The organism is Erythrobacter sp. NAP1, from assembly GCF_000152865.1.
Lineage (GTDB): Bacteria > Pseudomonadota > Alphaproteobacteria > Sphingomonadales > Sphingomonadaceae > Erythrobacter.
In genome coordinates, this window is sequence record NZ_CH672390.1 from 3,160,776 (window position 1) to 3,177,324 (window position 16,549).

At 54.8% G+C, this 16,549-nt stretch carries 10 protein-coding genes; 1 reads left to right on the forward strand and 9 read right to left on the reverse strand.

Annotation, left to right across the window (positions count from 1 at the left end; all coding sequences use genetic code 11):
• Positions 1 to 63: 63 nt before the first annotated feature.
• Positions 64 to 1,902 carry a glycosyltransferase family 2 protein gene (locus NAP1_RS16140; protein WP_007166223.1) on the forward strand — a complete coding sequence of 613 codons (1,839 nt, stop codon included), beginning with the start codon at positions 64 to 66 and terminating at the stop codon, positions 1,900 to 1,902.
• 26 nt (positions 1,903 to 1,928) lie between these two features.
• Here the strand turns inward: NAP1_RS16140 and NAP1_RS15235 are convergent, their stop codons facing one another.
• From NAP1_RS15235 to NAP1_RS15280, 9 genes are all read right to left on the reverse strand, one after another.
• On the reverse strand, positions 1,929 to 2,897 hold the full coding sequence (locus NAP1_RS15235) for a hypothetical protein (RefSeq protein WP_007166224.1): 969 nt from the start codon (positions 2,895 to 2,897) through the stop codon (positions 1,929 to 1,931).
• A 274-nt stretch (positions 2,898 to 3,171) separates the two neighbouring features.
• Positions 3,172 to 6,126, reverse strand: coding sequence for a glycosyltransferase (locus tag NAP1_RS15240; protein WP_083776315.1), 2,955 nt, complete (start codon positions 6,124 to 6,126; stop codon positions 3,172 to 3,174).
• A 429-nt stretch (positions 6,127 to 6,555) separates the two neighbouring features.
• Positions 6,556 to 10,386, reverse strand: coding sequence for a glycosyltransferase (locus NAP1_RS15245; RefSeq protein ID WP_162013492.1), 3,831 nt, complete (start codon positions 10,384 to 10,386; stop codon positions 6,556 to 6,558).
• 11 nt (positions 10,387 to 10,397) lie between these two features.
• Positions 10,398 to 11,354, reverse strand: a complete 957-nt coding sequence (locus NAP1_RS15255) for a phytanoyl-CoA dioxygenase family protein (RefSeq protein WP_156777296.1) — start codon at positions 11,352 to 11,354, stop codon at positions 10,398 to 10,400.
• Positions 11,355 to 11,384: 30 nt separating this feature from the next.
• Positions 11,385 to 12,032: an ABC transporter ATP-binding protein gene (locus tag NAP1_RS15260; protein WP_040464540.1), complete on the reverse strand. Its 648-nt coding sequence runs from the start codon at positions 12,030 to 12,032 to the stop codon at positions 11,385 to 11,387.
• Complete coding sequence (locus tag NAP1_RS15265; protein WP_007166230.1) at positions 12,029 to 12,811, reverse strand: ABC transporter permease; 783 nt, start codon at positions 12,809 to 12,811, stop codon at positions 12,029 to 12,031. Before NAP1_RS15265 ends, NAP1_RS15260 begins: the two co-directional genes overlap by 4 nt.
• Positions 12,812 to 12,817: 6 nt before the next feature.
• On the reverse strand, positions 12,818 to 13,981 hold the full coding sequence (locus tag NAP1_RS15270) for a capsule polysaccharide export protein (protein ID WP_007166231.1): 1,164 nt from the start codon (positions 13,979 to 13,981) through the stop codon (positions 12,818 to 12,820).
• A gap of 127 nt (positions 13,982 to 14,108) precedes the next feature.
• Positions 14,109 to 14,909 carry a DUF5672 family protein gene (locus NAP1_RS15275; RefSeq protein WP_040464542.1) on the reverse strand — a complete coding sequence of 267 codons (801 nt, stop codon included), beginning with the start codon at positions 14,907 to 14,909 and terminating at the stop codon, positions 14,109 to 14,111.
• Between the two features lie 11 nt (positions 14,910 to 14,920).
• Complete coding sequence (locus NAP1_RS15280) at positions 14,921 to 16,138, reverse strand: glycosyltransferase (RefSeq protein WP_241761229.1); 1,218 nt, start codon at positions 16,136 to 16,138, stop codon at positions 14,921 to 14,923.
• Positions 16,139 to 16,549: the final 411 nt, after the last annotated feature.

The window sequence follows — 16,549 nt, forward strand, 5'->3', positions numbered from 1 at the left end:
ATTCTTGCTAGATTTGCTTATGAAGCGCTCCCCTAACGATAAAGCAGGTTCAGGCCTAGCCCATTGCAAGATAATTCGAACCAACGCCAAGACGGATCGTTTGACCGCAAAGGCGAAGTCACGCGCATTTCGCAGCACCGGGCCCGCGATCTAGTGCTGATGGCGCTGTGCGCACCTCATCGGTTGGCGGTAATCCTCAGCTGGCGGATTCTCGGCAAGAAATTGCGCGCCAGAGGACGGCTTGAAAACGCGATCGCCGGACTTCCTTACGCGGCAGAGCGCTGGAACGCCGACAGGGGTGAGGCAGATATTGCCAGCGTTCACCGTCATTCTGGTAGCCGCGCTAAACCTGTCATCTGCATCCATGTGCATGTCCTCAAGAGCGATGACCATCGTGATGTTCGCGGCACAATCCGGTCAGCGCTCAAGCAGTCGCTAGCCCCAGAACGAATACTTGTTACCACCGAGCCAGGCGTGAACACTCCGCCTGACGTTCAGCATGAACTCGTCGAGTTGATCGAGAATTGCTCTCCCTCGCTCGCTGCATTGCACAAATCCATGGCACGCGCACACGAGTTGGGAGCGGACTGGCTTGTTTCGCTCGATTCTAAGACCCGCCTGCCGCGCCACGCAATTGTCGGATACGCCTCGCACCTTCTGCGGCAGGCTCACGACAGCAAGCCTGCGGTCCTCTTCGGCGACGAATCCGAGCGATCAAGTTTGAATCCCAAACCCCAGATGTGGCTCAAGCCGCAATGGGACGAACGGATGGCTCTGTCGCAGGATTTTGTAAGCAATGCCTGCGCGCTCAACGTAGATCATTGCCTTGCGATCGTGGATCAGTCGCAAGCGTTACCACCAGAAGACCCATACGAGCTGATTCTGCACGCCGCCGACCGACATGGCTCCCAGCATATTATGCGCGTCGTTGCTCTGACAGACCCGAACTCATGGCAGTTGAAGGGCGCCCGGACGGCACAGTCAGTGAGGCGTTTCTTGGGCGATAGAGCTGAAAACGTTGTCGAAGGACCATTCGGCACGGTTTCGGTGAAGTTTCCCTTGTCCGAAGCGTTACCCAAGGTGAGCGTTATCATAGCAACCAGAGATCGGTTGGAACTGCTGCGCACTTGTGTCGAGGGCGTTCTCGAAAACACCGATTATCACAACCTCGAGCTGATCATAGCCGACAATCAAAGCGTGGAGCCCGAGACACTGGCTTACATGGACGCCGTCTCGAGTGATCCTCGCGTAAGGGTCGTACGCTGGCCACACCCGTTCAACTATTCCGCGATCAACAATTTCGCAGCCTTGAATGCGACGGGCGAATATCTGTGCCTTCTCAACAACGATATCGAGGTCCTCAAACCGGACTGGCTGAGCGAAATGATGCGCGAAGCATTGCAACGAGACGTAGGCGCCGTGGGTGCTCGGCTGCTTTATCCCGACCGTTCTATCCAGCATGCTGGCGTCGCAATTGGTATCGGGAACGCAGCTGGTCACGCGCACAAGGCCCTGCCGGAAGGGGAGCCAGGCTATTATGCCCAAGCCTTGATAGCCCGCGGTGCAAGCGCGGTGACAGCCGCCTGCCTGGTAGTCGCAAAAGAACATTTCGACGCGGTTGGCGGGCTTGATGAAGAAGGCCTCGCGGTCGCTTACAACGATGTCGATCTGTGCCTCAAACTTCGTGAGCTTGGTCTCAAAAATATCTACACGCCCAAGGCCACGCTCATTCACCACGAAAGCAAATCGCGCGGCCTCGATTTTGCACCGGAACATCTGGAGCGGTACATGAAAGAACTGGCCGTGTTTCAACAGCGTTGGGGCACGGACAGCCTAGTGGATGACTGGCATCACCACAGGTTGGATCGAGCGAGCGAAGTATTTGGAATAGGCCAAAGCTGAGGGCCTATGACCCAAGGAAATGCTCCTTAGAGCTTCCATCGCTCGATATAATCAGGCGACAGACCGCGCGCTTCGATGCCAAGCCAAATCTCGGGTATGCTACCGATATCAATCGCGATGTGGCCGCATTCTTTCGCGACGGTGCAATAGTGCTTGCCAAGCAGGCCTGCTGCAACAAGCACTAGTGACTGCCGATTCAAGCTGCGGATTTCGGTGAGAATCCGTTCCATCCCGTCGGGGTAGTGTCGCGTGTCCTGTCTTTCCTTGGTTGGAACAAAGACGGCTTGAGTTGGAACACCAATCCAATCGATTCTTGATCTTTCAATCCCGAATGCCGATGACAGTTTTTCGGGCAGCGAGTCATAGGTGGACACCGTAATGACCGATTCCGCTGATCCGATAATCTCTGCATAATGAGGCAACAATTGTCTGTTGAACCAGGCGCTTGCGATATTCTTCCCCCGGTATGCAGGGTCTTTGACATACTCTTCGCACAAAAGTGCGCCAAGCCTGTTTCCAGTTACCGCCCGAACATCGACGTCCGGCTCTGGAACTTTGAACATCTCATCAATTCGATGAAGTTCCGGCACACCGAAGATATCGCATTGCAAAATCGCATCGCGCATCATGTCTCGGAAGAAATCCTTCGCTTCCCGAACCACGGAATGTTCGCCGAAATGGATGTATGAAATGCGCTCCGCGCACCACATTGCCAATTCTTCGGGCACTCCAAACTTTGGATCAAGGCCAAGAAGGTTCCCTTCTCCATCGCTCACTCGAATGAACGAGGCAGGTGATCCGTTTCTTACTTTTTCCAGTATGGTTTCCGATAGCTTGGTCGGACCGACGGGCTTGTTGGCCTCGTCCGAAGCGATCAGTTCCGCGATGCGGCGAAACTCTTCAGCCGGATACTTTTTGGAAAAGACGTCGAAGTCTTCAGCTACAGACTGAGGTGGAGGCCCCCATAGATTACTGCCCAGCGAACCCTGCGTCATACTTTACCTCGGCTTGTAAGAATCATTGTGATTTATCGTAAGGACATCTGGCACATCAGGCGGCGGAGGATCGCGTAGCTCGGTCCTAGTCCGGTTCTGATCCCTACGCGGTGGGCCTGCGGCTGGGCAAGCATGGATCTTCGAATTCATCTATCATGCAGAACTCCCGGCCTCATCGTAGTCTAAAGAGTGAAGCCTACGTTTTTCGACTGATGCGCGGGAGGATTAAAGGCAAGACAGCCAAGCGCCTGGCTCGGAGAATGCCCTAGGCATCTCATGATGGAGAAGACGGAGCCTCCGCGAGCATCGAGATGTAGTGATCCACATGTTGCGGCAACGTCGAACCGCTTGCTGAATGATCTCTTTGTGGACGATTCTCAGAAAGAGCCGCCAGCTTTTCGATGAATTCTTCGGGCGATCCGCAAAGGGTTAGGCCTTCGCCTGGCGCGATCCCTGGAACCTGTGTCGAGATGACGGGCAAGCCGAATTCACGATACATATGCACCTTCAAGGGATTCATGAAAGTTGCAACGTCGTCGGCGCAATGTGGGACTATGCCTACGTGGCACTGGCCAAGCAGTTCAGACAAGCGACGTTCGCTGAGAGGGCCCCAATAGACAACGTTGGATCGTTCTAGCAGTTCATCGAACCTTTCGTCCGGGTTGCGAATGCCGCCGACAACATGAAACTCGGCAAGAGGCAATCGATCGGCGACTTCCGACATCAGGTCCCAATCGATCCGGTCACTCAAGTTACCGGAGTAGACAACCTTGAAAGGCTCATCGCCTTCCGAAAGTGAGGGCTGATTCTCTGCATATGCTTCAGGGTCATACCAATTGGGCGCGACCAGAACCCGCTCATTGGACGGCGGCTCCAGATCACCCCATCGGTCCGGATCCATGAAGAAGTCATGGTTCTCTTGGGAGTTGAAAACAATCCTTGATCCGGACTTGAGTATCTTGAGATACTCGACGGACGCCTCAATCCTTTTTGTTCCGGAATTCCAAGACAATTGGTTGTCAACGCAATCAATGACGCAATCAAAGGATGCGAGAGTCTTGGCGATTTCTTTAAACTGTTTAACTAGTGGATAGATCACAAAACGCGTATTGGTTGGATCCAATCTGTTGTCCATCAAGTATTTTTCGAAATTCCATTGCATGGAGCCAACATTCTGGTTCTCTATCATGTGATATTCGACGCCATTGCGGATTTCACTGAAAGCGCGTTTCTTTTCAGTCAAATCGTGGAGTGGACCATTTGGCGAAGTGAACTCTGGAGCGGTTTTGCGAAGATGCTCAATCTCTGACTTGTGGCAAAATTCGAGCACGATGACACGATGGTCCGGATATTTCTGCTGATAGGTCCTCGCCAGCTGATCAACGCGGCGCCCGAAAAAACCTGCGTCGGTTTGCTTCCAGAGAAGCACTAAGGTCCTGTCAGCGCGCGGTTCGGAACCACCGAACCGCAGGGGTGATAGGTCGTCAAAGATTGAGTTTGCGCTATCCTCTGCCGCTTCGAAAGCCTCGAAGGCGCCATCGAGTGTAAACTCGGGAGGAAGCGTTATGTCTTCATTGGTGCTCATGGCTGCCTGAACCGCGTCGCCCAATCCTCCCGCGTCGAAAAGATATACGCCAGGTATTTCGCCCAAATCTGCGACGCTTGGGCCATTTGGCACTAAGACAGGGCGCTCGACCGCCAGCGCATCGCCGATTTTTGAGGAAATCTGGTAACGGGTTATGTCCTCTGATCCTGGCGCTGGTGTGCAGCCTGACAGAATGACATCGAAAGACCGAAGTATTTGCGACAATTCCTCTCGCGGAACTTGACCATGGGTTACGGCACCCATTCCATCCAACCGCTCACGCAACGAGTCCGGATTAAAGTCGCCGTAGACGTGAAACTCGTAGGGCTGACCCGACTCCCACGCTAGCAGTCGGATCAAACGAGCGGCCTCTATTAGCCCTTTGTGCTCCCGCACAGTGCCGACGAAGCCAATTTTTATGGGGGAGCTGCCTGCTGAAATGGTAGGGTCGTCAAACACAGGAGCGTCAGCTATTTGCCCCTGCGCTTCGAGCGAGACCGCCTCTGAGGAGGATGAATGGGTAGCTAAGTCCTCGCTGTCGCTCTCGATTGGTGACGGGTTCGCCACGTTGTTGGAGGATACCTTCGAAGCGAGGTGGTTAGCCAGCGACATCGCATGAAGGCCCAGCTTCTTGATGGCGGTTATAGAGTCCTCAGAGCTTGAAGGGTTCTGTCGCGTTGAGGCACCAAACGAAGAGGCTTCTTCTGCGCTTGATGTTCGCACTACGAAGGATGGAGGGCTGGCCGATACGTCGGCGTCGATCTGAACAGGCTCACGCGCATGCCGTACGATGACCGCATTGTTGACTTCTTCGGCAAGCGAGACACTTGCCACCGTGTTGGCCGTGACTTTCGACGCGAGATGCTTCCCCAATGACATTGCATAGAAACCAAACTGGCGCGTGGGTTTGCTGCGGGAGAAGTGCACCTCGTTATCATCGTGATCCAAGATGAAACGCGAATTCTTTCCGGAGATGTTTGCAGCCAACTCGAAAGTCGGCAGTCTCGGCTTGCACATCCAGACGGTAGAGAATTCAATGTTCAGTGAGCGTATATACTCCAAATATGTCGCCCGCTTTTCCCACGGAATAAGCACCCTGTTGAACATCTCTCCATCGATGGGTGGCCAAATCGCGCCCCCGAAATCGGGGAACAAGTAGGCAAAAAGAACGACTGGCCTACGCTTCGCCACACTATCGTGCAGGACCATGGCCCTGCCGATCGGGTTGTGTCCGCCATCCCAGCAAGTGATCGCGACAGAGTCAGGCTGATCGGCGAGAGTTTTGGCGTTGAGGATCTGGCTAACGTCGCCAACGGCGGGTGCCGACACGCTGGCTTCCGCCGGACGCTTATGCACCAGAACGACCCGCTCCCCATCGCTAGCGTATAGCTCGATGTCGGCCCCTTGTTTGACGGCTTTGTCTACTTGAAAAGTAAAGCCGTAATTGCCCGGAATGCCCAGCGCCCTGTTCACATCACCGCGAGCTGTTCTCCAATGGAGAATTCGAGCGGGATAGCCATCGACAAAAAGAAGAGGGAAAAAGTCTGCAGATCGCTCATCAGAATCGGCAGAGGTCAGCCACCCCCCAATCTTGTTCTTACCAAAAACATCAATGCGTCCAACGAATCCGCGACTAACATGCATCTTCAAAACCAATCCGAATTACGAATAGAAAAATATTCTCTGAACAATCACATAGTGGACAATTTTCGGGACACGAATGTGAGTTAATTATTCAATGATAACAGTGCTATAGTGCCGAGAGGCTTCGAGGGGCCGGATGTCACATGTTTGCTGGTTCCAATGGTTAGAAAACCACTGACATGCCGAGCGCAAGCCTGCCTGCCGACGCGACTTTCGATTTTGGCTGGTTGCATAGTTCAAAGGGCTCGTAAAGCGAAAGAGCGTCTGGCAACAGCACTTGCCAAGACACACTCAAGAGCTTCGCTTTAAGCAAGAAATACCGCCCCTTTTCAACGCTGCTTAGTATCAACCCACTGGAAAAAATCTCTCGCGTCGTCTTGACCAGTCGACGGTAAAGGACACACCCATCCTAGATGGTAAGCAAAGGACCTAAGGTTTCAGCTGCAAGTTCGCTTGGATGATCTGGTCAAATTCGGGCAAGTCCGCCTCGATAGTGCAGTTTGCAAACACCCAAGTCTGCAACTCGCGACCTTGAGTGGCGATTTTTTCTGAATTGCTCAAGGCATGGGCAAGCTTCTCGCTCCATGCATCCGGCTCATTCGAAACCAGTGCGACGCCGTCTGGCGTTTTCTCGACAAAAGCTCTGTGGCGTGCAGTGTCCGATGCGATGACTGTGAGGCCAAGAGCTCCGTACTCAAGAAGAGCTCTGTCCGATCGATAGTTATCACAGGAGGTGTCGAGGTTGACGGCAATTCCCAGAATGGCATTACGCGCTTCTGATCGCAGCCAAAGGACGAATTCGTCATACGTACGGCACTCTTGCGGGACCGGCACATTATCGATCCAGCTTGGCCAATCCATTTCAGCGTCAGCACCTATTACACTGACAGCCAGGCTCGGTATCTTATCACGAGTTGCCTCAAGAATACGCAGCGCAAGCTCGTTTTCGCGAAAGCTGGAGCCTGCCGCGAGATATAATACGCGCAGTTCGGTTGCAGTTGGCTGCTCCCGGCCGCCAGCCCACAGCCGAGCTGCGACAGCGTCCTCCATTACGAAGACCTGTTCGTTATGCGGTCGTATGAGGTTGGCTATAGTCGTGGTCGGCACGGTTACAGCTGAAGCCTTCGCGATGAGCTCCTCCAAGTTCCCCGCATAGGCGTCAAGGCAACCATCATGGTCGATGTCGGTTTCGGGAACGAATGCGGCTTCATCGACGTCCACGATAAAGGGGGTCTGCGTGAGCTCAGCCGTTTCCAAAAACGGATCGATCATGTCACCAGGGATCGCGTCGCTCCGCACAATAGCGCCGTCGACCATTTCAAGCTGCATCTGTGCGACCAAAGCTGCCGCGTCGGACCGGATGTAGGTATTGGATCGTGCATCGCTGTTATGGCTCCTTTCCAAGAGCCGATCGGGCGCTGGTGGGCCACCGTCAGGAGCATTCCTGCTTCGCGCAGGAAGTATCCCAATTTTTGGCTTGGCACTTTGGGCTGCGTACCCTTGATAAACATCAAGATATCGAGATGCCATCTGTCGGCAAGACTGCGCCCGTCCGCGCTGTTCTTGCCACTGCCGAGCGGCCTTCCCCTTTTCGATCAGGCCCCCTCGATCAGCCGCGATGCCAACCAGGTTGGCGTAGACGGCTTCAGGTTGAATATCTTCGAGTATCCATCCGGCGCCTGACTTCTCAACGCGGTTTCGGACATTGGGAAAGTCAAGGACAGCGACTGGCAAGCCGACAGACCACATTTCGGTAAGCGTGTGGCAGTATGTTTCGTCCCAAACCGAAAAGATCACGCCGAAATGGGGAGCGATTGATTTCACTTTGTCGGCAAAATCAGCGCGATTGTAGCGGCCATGGAAATGAAGGTGCTGGCGTTGCGCCTCGGTAAGGCCGTCCAGTTTTACACCGCCCAATATGTGAAATTCGAATGCGCCTGGTCGATCCAGATCGGTTAAGGCGGCTATCAGGTCTAGACCTTTGGCTTCATTGATATTGCCTGGGACAAGAATTCGCACTGGCGTCGCACCATCGGGAATGCGCTGGAGGTTCTCGAACTCTTGGAAATCGCGGCCATGGGGTATGACGTGGAAGTGCTCAGAAGGAATGTTCGGGAACGCTTCCTCGATGCGGTTCCTTGCACTTTGCGATGTCGTTACAAAAGCATCACAATTTTCAAGCGCTTCGCCCATCCTCTTCTGCCAATGGGCGACCCATGGCTCGGTTAGCGTTGGAAGCGATTGCTCAGGCCAAATCTCGATGGCACGGCGAGATGCGGCGTCGGTGAAGGTCTTACCACAGAAAACGTTCTCATCGTCCAGCAGCTTCAGACTAGGGCTAAGGCAGTAGTAATCGTGGAATGACATCACCACCCGCGCGCCGGTCTGGCGGGCAAGAGCGGGCAGGTTGAGGCTATGCCATCCCAGATGCCGAATATGTACAATCGATAGATCCAAGGCGCTTAGCCATGTTGAGACGACGGCATCGTACTCGCTGGATTTGTGAGTGAGGGGCTCGATCGGCTCTTGAAGTTGGTGGGTCTTGAGGACCCTTGTCTCACCGCCCTCGAAGACCGATAACTCAAGCGTACTCGAGTCGGAGATGAGAACAAAACACTCATAGGCATCTGACAGCGCACCCATCAGGTCCTGATTGGTTTGCGGTGTCCCTCCGGTCCGCGTTGCGAGCACAAACAGCGCTCGCGGAAGGATGCCGCGACCATCGGTGCAATCAGCCAGCGCCAGACGAGCGCGAAAGCGAGCCATGAGGATCGATGACCCTGTCTCGAACGTTCGGATCAGGAGCTTGTATTCCGGATAGCGCTCATCAACGATCGCACGACCCTTGGCGATGTGCACGTTTTTCTCTTCGCCAAAGCTTTTTGAGCGATCGTGAAACACATAAGTCGCATCGTCGATCAGATTGCTCCAGCCTGCGCGAAGGGCTCGCATGCCAAAGTCGTTCTCTTCACCGTAGCCTCGCGGAAAAGCATCCTCGTCAAACCCGCCCAACTCGTCGATTGCCGCTCTGCGAATAAGCATGCAAAAGCCGTTGCCGGTCGGGACTTCAGGGTAAAGGCGCAGGCTCCGCCGACGGAAGGCCGTCGCGTAATCGGCTTCGCTAACTCCGGCAGGCAGCGGATTGTCATTGCCGATCGTAGGGGCAGAAAAGGCTCCCGCCCGGTCAGACATAGCCGTGACCGTTGCGACTCTCGGCCGCGATTGTGCGGCAGCGTCCATTCCGTCAATCCATTGGGGAGTAACGCGTGCGTCAGAATTGAGAATGATGACATCCGAGTCGCCAGCCTCGACAATTCCGCGATTGACGGTTCTCGTGAAGCCTATGTTGCTTCCATTATGAAGCACACGGAACATGTCGTCGCCCGCCAGGTCGTTCAATTCCTCGGCGATGGCAGGATCGCTTGAGCCATCGTTGATGAGGATCACCTCAACACCGTTCGGCGTGTACGCACGAAGGCGTTGGATGCAGACCCGGACGTCCTCGACCGCGTTGTAAATAGGGACCACAACTTTGAGATTGGCCGCACGCTGAGGAGTTAGGGGGCCGGGAGCGGCAGACAAAAAGGTCTGCGCCGGGTTTTCGATTGATAGCGTTTCTTCCAGTCGGCTCCCGTCGGGAAATTCCAACCCAACCCGGTATGAACCAGTCTCCAGCTTGCCAAACGGGATGGCAACTTGAAATCCACCTGCTCCTCCGGAAATGCCGTGCTCGCGCAGGTCGGGCCGGGCGTTGTCATTCTGAACGGTAGCGTAATGCTCGCCGTTGATAATGACCTTGAGGGGAAGGGGCATGGAGCGATTGTGCTCATTTACGGCCCAACCTCGAATGCCAGAGCGTGTGAGGCTTTCAATCTTGCCTCCGAAGTTACTACTGGCGCCCTGAACGTACCTGTCTTCAAGCCGGCCGTGCAAAACATAATGGACCAGCGGATTGATATCAGCCTCGGCGACATCAGGGTAAAGGTCGAGATAGGCTCGAGTGGAAAACTGTAGCGATGGATCAAAGCCCTCGCGCCAGCCTGATGTTAGATAGTGGTTTAACCCTGACTTCTGCGAAAAGGAGCGATTGCCGCTTTCCTTGCGATAATGTTCAAGGTCAAAGAACGTTGAGCACAGCTCCAACTGTTCCGCAGTGAAGTCCGGAACACCTGCAGATTTTGACTTCGATCGGAGCCGGAATTCTCTCCAATTCAAAAGCTTCACGAGAAGTCCTTTTCTGTTTCCTCTGCGTAGCCCCATTGGCATCGAGCCTAAAGGCCCAGCAGTCGCCGGAAGGACCCGTTGATCCCTTTGCGTTTGGGACGACGTTCACCCTGTGCCCCAATGTCGAAAGCAGCCTCGCCGAGATATCGGTTGGGGCGGGGCTGTCCATCGTGAATAGCCACCATCTCGCGAGACTGGAGCTTACCAATCGATTCGTCGGAAAAGGCAGGCGTGTAATAAATGCAGTCGTCGAAGAAGTAGTGTGTCACCTGGGACCAGCGGGTGAGGGTGGGGTCGGATTGCCTACTGCCGCCATGAAGCAGGTTTGCGGTCCAGATGAGCGCTTGGCCTTTGCGTGCCAGAAACGGTTCGCTACTTGCCCCATGCGTTTCGCAGAGTTCCTGCCATGCGTCGGCAAAAGGATCCTGCGCGGACTTGAGCTCGCTTCCGTATCCGCGCCTGCCAATCAGTGAATTGGTGACAATCGGCCAGCTGTGTGATCCCTTTACGTAAAACAAAGGACCAGCTTCAGGTGATACGTCCTCCATCGCGAGCCACACACCGCACATGAAGCGTTCCGGGAGGCTTGAGAAGTGGACGGCATCGGAATGAACCGCTTGCTGGGTTCCGACAGGGAAATTCAGGGTCTGGAAGGGGAAGGCACTTCGGCCATAGAGCTTTTGGAGAAGGTCTAGCATGGCCTGGTTCGAGGCGATCGCGCGGACATCCGCATCGAATTGCCACGCGTCCTGAATGCGCCGCTCGAATCTCGTCTTGTCAGCTTTTGGATCATCAAAAGGGATTTTGAAACGCGGACCTAGATTGCGCTTGATGCGCTCAATCCGAGCGTCAATCTCGGGATCAGGAAAATCGATCACCGCAAAGCCATTGGCGTTCAGATCGCGCGCAACAGACTTTTCGTCCTCATTCAGATCTTCAAGAGTATCGCCCGCAAACACCGGGGACTCGATCCGAGGAGCACCTGGAAATACTGTGTCCCTCAATTCTCTTCCTTCCGAAAGCGCATTTGTCGATTAAAGATTCTCGTAAACCGACACGGCTTCGCCCACGTCTTCGTAGACAGTTGCCAGGCCTGAATTGAGGACGATCGCACGGTTGCAGTACTGTTTGACCAATTCCAAGCTGTGTGATGCCAGCAGAAGTGCTCTGTCGTTGCGTTTCTCGAAGAACTCGGATTTGCACTTGTTCTGAAAATTCTTGTCCCCGACCATGATAACCTCGTCGATGAGATAGCAATCGAATTCGATTGCCAGCGACAGCGCAAATGCAAGGCGCGCGCGCATACCCGACGAGTAGATCTTGACCGGCATTTTCAGGTTGTTGCCGAGTTCGGTAAAGTCTTCGACGAAATCACGCATTTCAGCGTATGACTTATCGTAAATCCGCGCGATGAAACGGGCGTTGTCGTACCCGGTCAGACTGCCTTGAAAGCCGCCCGTAAATCCAAGCGGCCAAGAGCAGCTCATCTTCCGGACAACCTTGCCCTGAGTGGGCATTTGCACTCCTCCGATCAATCGGATCAGAGTCGATTTCCCGGCTCCGTTGCGACCAAGCAAACCAATTCGATCGCGTGGGTTGATTGTGAAATCGACACCCTTGAGGACGCTCTTCGTGGTTTTGCCACTACGAAAATCCATATGAATGTTGCGGCACTCTATCATGAGACATTCATTGTTCTGCGGACCCGGCGACACAGGATCAGGCCAACCAAAAGGCATACCAAGGAGATGCCGAGAGCTTTCTCCAAGTCATAATATGGGGTCACCACGTTTCCAAAAACGCCGTAGCGCATGAGCTCCATTCCGCTCACCATCGGCGACCACATCAAGGCCTCACGGATGTTCGGAGGTAGCCATGCAGCAAGATTGAACACGCCGGAAAATGGGATAGCGATATACACGCTGATCGGGACCAATTTCTCGACGACCTCTGAAACCTGGGCAAGAGGCGCCAAAACTGTCGCGATGCTAAGAACGAAGAAGAAGTAAATGGCCCAGCCCGCCACCAGCGCGCCGACATTGCTGGGCAGCGGGAAGAGGTCAAGGAAGCCAAGCACCACAGCCGCGAAAATGAAGGCCATCATAGCCCCGATTGCTTCGATCTGGACGCGTACAAAAATGAAATCGAGGACCTTGATCTGACGGTGGTAAAGCAACGCACTGTTGGCAACAAAAATGCTAGCGGATCGCCCGAATGCATGTCGCAAGAATGTCAGAGGGATGTAGCCGGTTATGACGAAGGCCAAGACGCCAATGCCATAAGCCTCGGGGCCACGCAGGAAGGTCCATACGACGCCGACCAGCCCTGCAAAGAGCAATGGCTCGACCATGATCCACAGAAAGCCGATGTTTTCACGGCCAAAGCGAGTCATTAGCTCACGACTTGTCAGGGCCTGAATGACCCTGACTTGCACACGGAATCCTTCGCCAAAGCGCTCCATCGCGGGTTAGTCTTCCGAAGCGTGTTCCCGGACACCCACCGAAAGCATCCAACCAACCAAGTACAAGCACAGAGTTGCGAAAATCACAGCGAGAATACTGCGAATTCTCGCGGGCATTATGGCGTCATCAGGCTTGTTGGGTTCGACAACGCGTTCGAGGTAGTACTGCTGCTGCTTCGCTTCGATACGCGCTTGTTCGAGCGCTGCGTTGGCAGCAGTAAGGGTTTGTTCCGCGAACTCTTGCTCGACGAGAAGATTTTCGTACTCGGTGATCTTCGCTGCTATGCCGTTCGGGGTGCCGACGGCGCGACCTGTTTGCTCTGCAACCTGCTGCGATAGGCCTGCAATCCGATCTCTCAAGGCCGGGATTGCCGGATGGTTCGGTGCGTTTCGGCGGATTTCTGCGAGTTGAGCTCTTAGAGCAGCCTCCTGCGCAATCAGTGCATTGGAAACTTCCAGAACACCGATCCCTTGCTGCGCGGGATCCAGCAACTCTGCCGAGTTTCGATACGCGCCCAGCTTGATCCGAGCATCGCGAACCCGTTGTTGCGCCTCGTCCACCACGAGCTGGGCTTCATCAATCGCCTGAGTATTGACGCGTTCGTTCAACCGGTTGACCAACTCCTCACCCAGCTCAAGCAGACCCGCATTGAGAGCCTGTGCCTCTTCTGGCGTGTATGCGCTCACACTCAAGACCGTCAGGCCAGTATCGGTGTCAGGTTGCGCCTCAACCATCGAGCCATAGTACTCGTACAAGTCTTCGAAACTATCACTCTGATAAATAAGCGGGAAGCGGCTCAAGAAGTCCGCTTCGTCTGACCCGAATGCAGCCCTGACATCTACCCTCTCGGAAAGGTCGGACAGAGCATCCCGAGAACGCAGATATCCGATGATTTCGCTGGCTTGCTCCGCTCCAGTGCCAAAACCGGTGGATTGCAGAAGGTTCCCCAAAGCTGAACCGCTGCTCTGAGAACGCTCGGGTGCCTTGATTACGAAGCGCGATTCAGAGACATAGATATTGGCGGCGATCACCCCGTAATACAGGGTTGCGACAAGCGAAGGGAAAACGACAAAAGCGGCAAACCAGCGCCAACGCTTTAGCGTGGCGACCAGTTGGTTGCGTTTGCCAGACGCCTCAGCTTGGCGCTGCAGATCAGGGTCGTGTTGCATGTTCAGGTGTAAGGCTCAACGAGTCTTGGAGAGGGGGAAGCCATTGGCTTGCGACGCTCCCGAAACGGGCTAGTGGCGCGCCATAGCAGGACTTTGCATCAAATCCCAAATTCTTTTGACACTCAATTCATCGCTTTGACTTGCGGGAGTAACCTCTCAACCGGTTCACAAGCAGCATGAACCCACGTCGTAAACCGCGTCTGCCAAGCATCACCTGGGCCAGGATGGACCAGAAATCGTGCCTCAAAGTCGACCGGTCATCGAGGGTCTCATAGACGGTCCAGAAAGCTTCGGTGCCAAGCGCGCGCGGCATCAAGAATATGCCGTGATAACCGAAACTGCTTTCGGGTTCTCCAGCCCTTTCGGCCGCGAAACGATCCGCAATTTCGGCCGAAGCGAAACGAAAACCCTGCGCTTCGAGCAGAGGACGATTTGTGCGGCAGATTGCGATATCTTCCGGGTGATGAGGCTGAAATTCAGAGCTGGAGCAAGCTTGCATCAGTCCTTTGCTTCGCAGCGAAAACCCGCCGTTGCCGACGTCGTGGCCATCATCGAATTGTGGCCAGCTTGCACCGATATAGTCATATTCGAGAAACTCATCGTGCCATTGCCTAGCGTCGATGACATGACCGTCCCACTGCACGATCAAGCAGTGATCGGTTTCAATGTGCTGGGCCAGGTCGTCGAGGATAAACCGCGAATAAGCCTCGGACGAAACAATCGGTTCTATTGCGACGAACTCGATCCGAGTATCTGGATTGGTTCCAAGGCTTGCCCGCTCGCAATGCGTAAACAGCAGCGCTTTCGCGAAGTCGACCTGCTCCAAACTGGCTTCCATCGCCCGAATGGTCGCAGCGACATTCGAAGAGCTCACCGCGCACAAAGTCACGGTAGGTAGCGCAAGGCGTGAGGCATTATGGTCTGACATGGGGCTGTCGTTCAAAGCCTCACAACAAATTGTTCGCTCAGCCGGCTGAGTTCTGGGTGATGATATGGGTCGGGGTTGTGCGCTCCTTCCCCTTCGCCGCCGGAAGCAAGTTGGGTGCGCCACTTCTCTTGCAGATTGGCAACTTCGCGTGCTTGACGCGCTGCACCGAGCGCGTCGCGATCAAGGCCGCGCGATATCGACTCGTGATGCACGAGCCTCGCGCGGGGTTCATAGAGGCTCTTCCAGCCTTTTGCGCGCAATTTCAGGCACAGATCCACATCGTTGAATGACACCGCAAAATGCTCTTCGTCAAAGCCTCCGACAGCTTCAAACTTCGCTCGTTCTACGACAAGGCAAGCAGCCGTCACCGCGCTCACGAATTGTGGCAGCTTGTGGCGATGGAAGTAGCCTGTTTTTGAAGGCTGCAGGAGGCGATGCGCATGAGCGGCAGCTCCACCAATGCCGAGCACCACACCGGCATGCTGAATCCGGCCATCGGGATACAGCAATTGTGCGCCGACCGCGCCGACCTCTTCGCGCACAGCCTGCTGCGCCATGATCGCCAGCCAACTGGGATCGGTGATCTCGATATCATTGTTGAGAAAGCAAAGCAGCTTGCCTTTCGCTTCGCGTGCGGCGCTGTTGTTAATTGCTGCAAAGTTGAAAGCGCCTGCAAAGGGTATGACGCGCGCGAAGCCTGGATCGATATTTGCGAGGTATTCGATCGTTGCGGGATCATCGCTGCCGTTGTCGATAATGATAATCTCGCAGGACCCAGGATATCTCGTGGCCTTGAGACCTTCGAGACACGTCTCCAAAAGGTCGAGGCGGTTGCGTGTGGGAACGAGCACGCTGACGCTAGGCAATTCGCTCGCAGGATCGGGCTGAATTGGCGGCAAGGGGAGAGTAGGTGCCTTGCGCGACCGGCGATGGTGCAGGACTTTCGGGAGATGAACGATCTCTCCGCCGTCTCGCTGGCTCAGTTTCAAAGCGTCCTGGAAAGGCGATGCGGCCAAAGAGGGCAAATTGAGCGCGCTTAATCTGAAGATTGCCGAGTCAGAGACATAGTCGAAATGCCGAAACATCTCGCTGTTCCAGTCCGGCTTGAAATGCGGCGAATGCCGGCGACCCTCTACATTGATGAGATCGTCGTCGGCATAAATGACATGCGTTGTTGGTTCGGTAAGCGAAATGGCAAGGCGATAAGCATCGCCGGCTGCCTCGCTCACGCAGTCTCCTGCTTGTATAAGGAGCAGCCAGCCTTCGCTAAACTCACGTTCAAGGTTTGCGAGTGCCTCTCGTAAGTCGCCGTCGAGAATACTTGCTTGAATCCCGGCCAAGTCCAGACTGGCAAGCGTTCTGTCTTCACCGGGTCCAGGTCTGACCAACGCAATGACGGCAGGTGCGTGGTTTGAATGCCTTAAGCCATTCTCTCGCTGTTCTTGCGCTTGCCACAAATCATAGGCGCGCGACGTACCGCCGAGCAATTGTGCGAGCTTCATGCGCGCACGAAGCCGCTTGCCGACAAGACGCCACCATACGCAGCGCGCGTACGAGCCGGGCTGCGATACAAATGCCTCGGCATGCACTTGGAGGCGAAGCATCCTCGCGGAGCGCAATTTGGATTGAGGAAGTGGCAA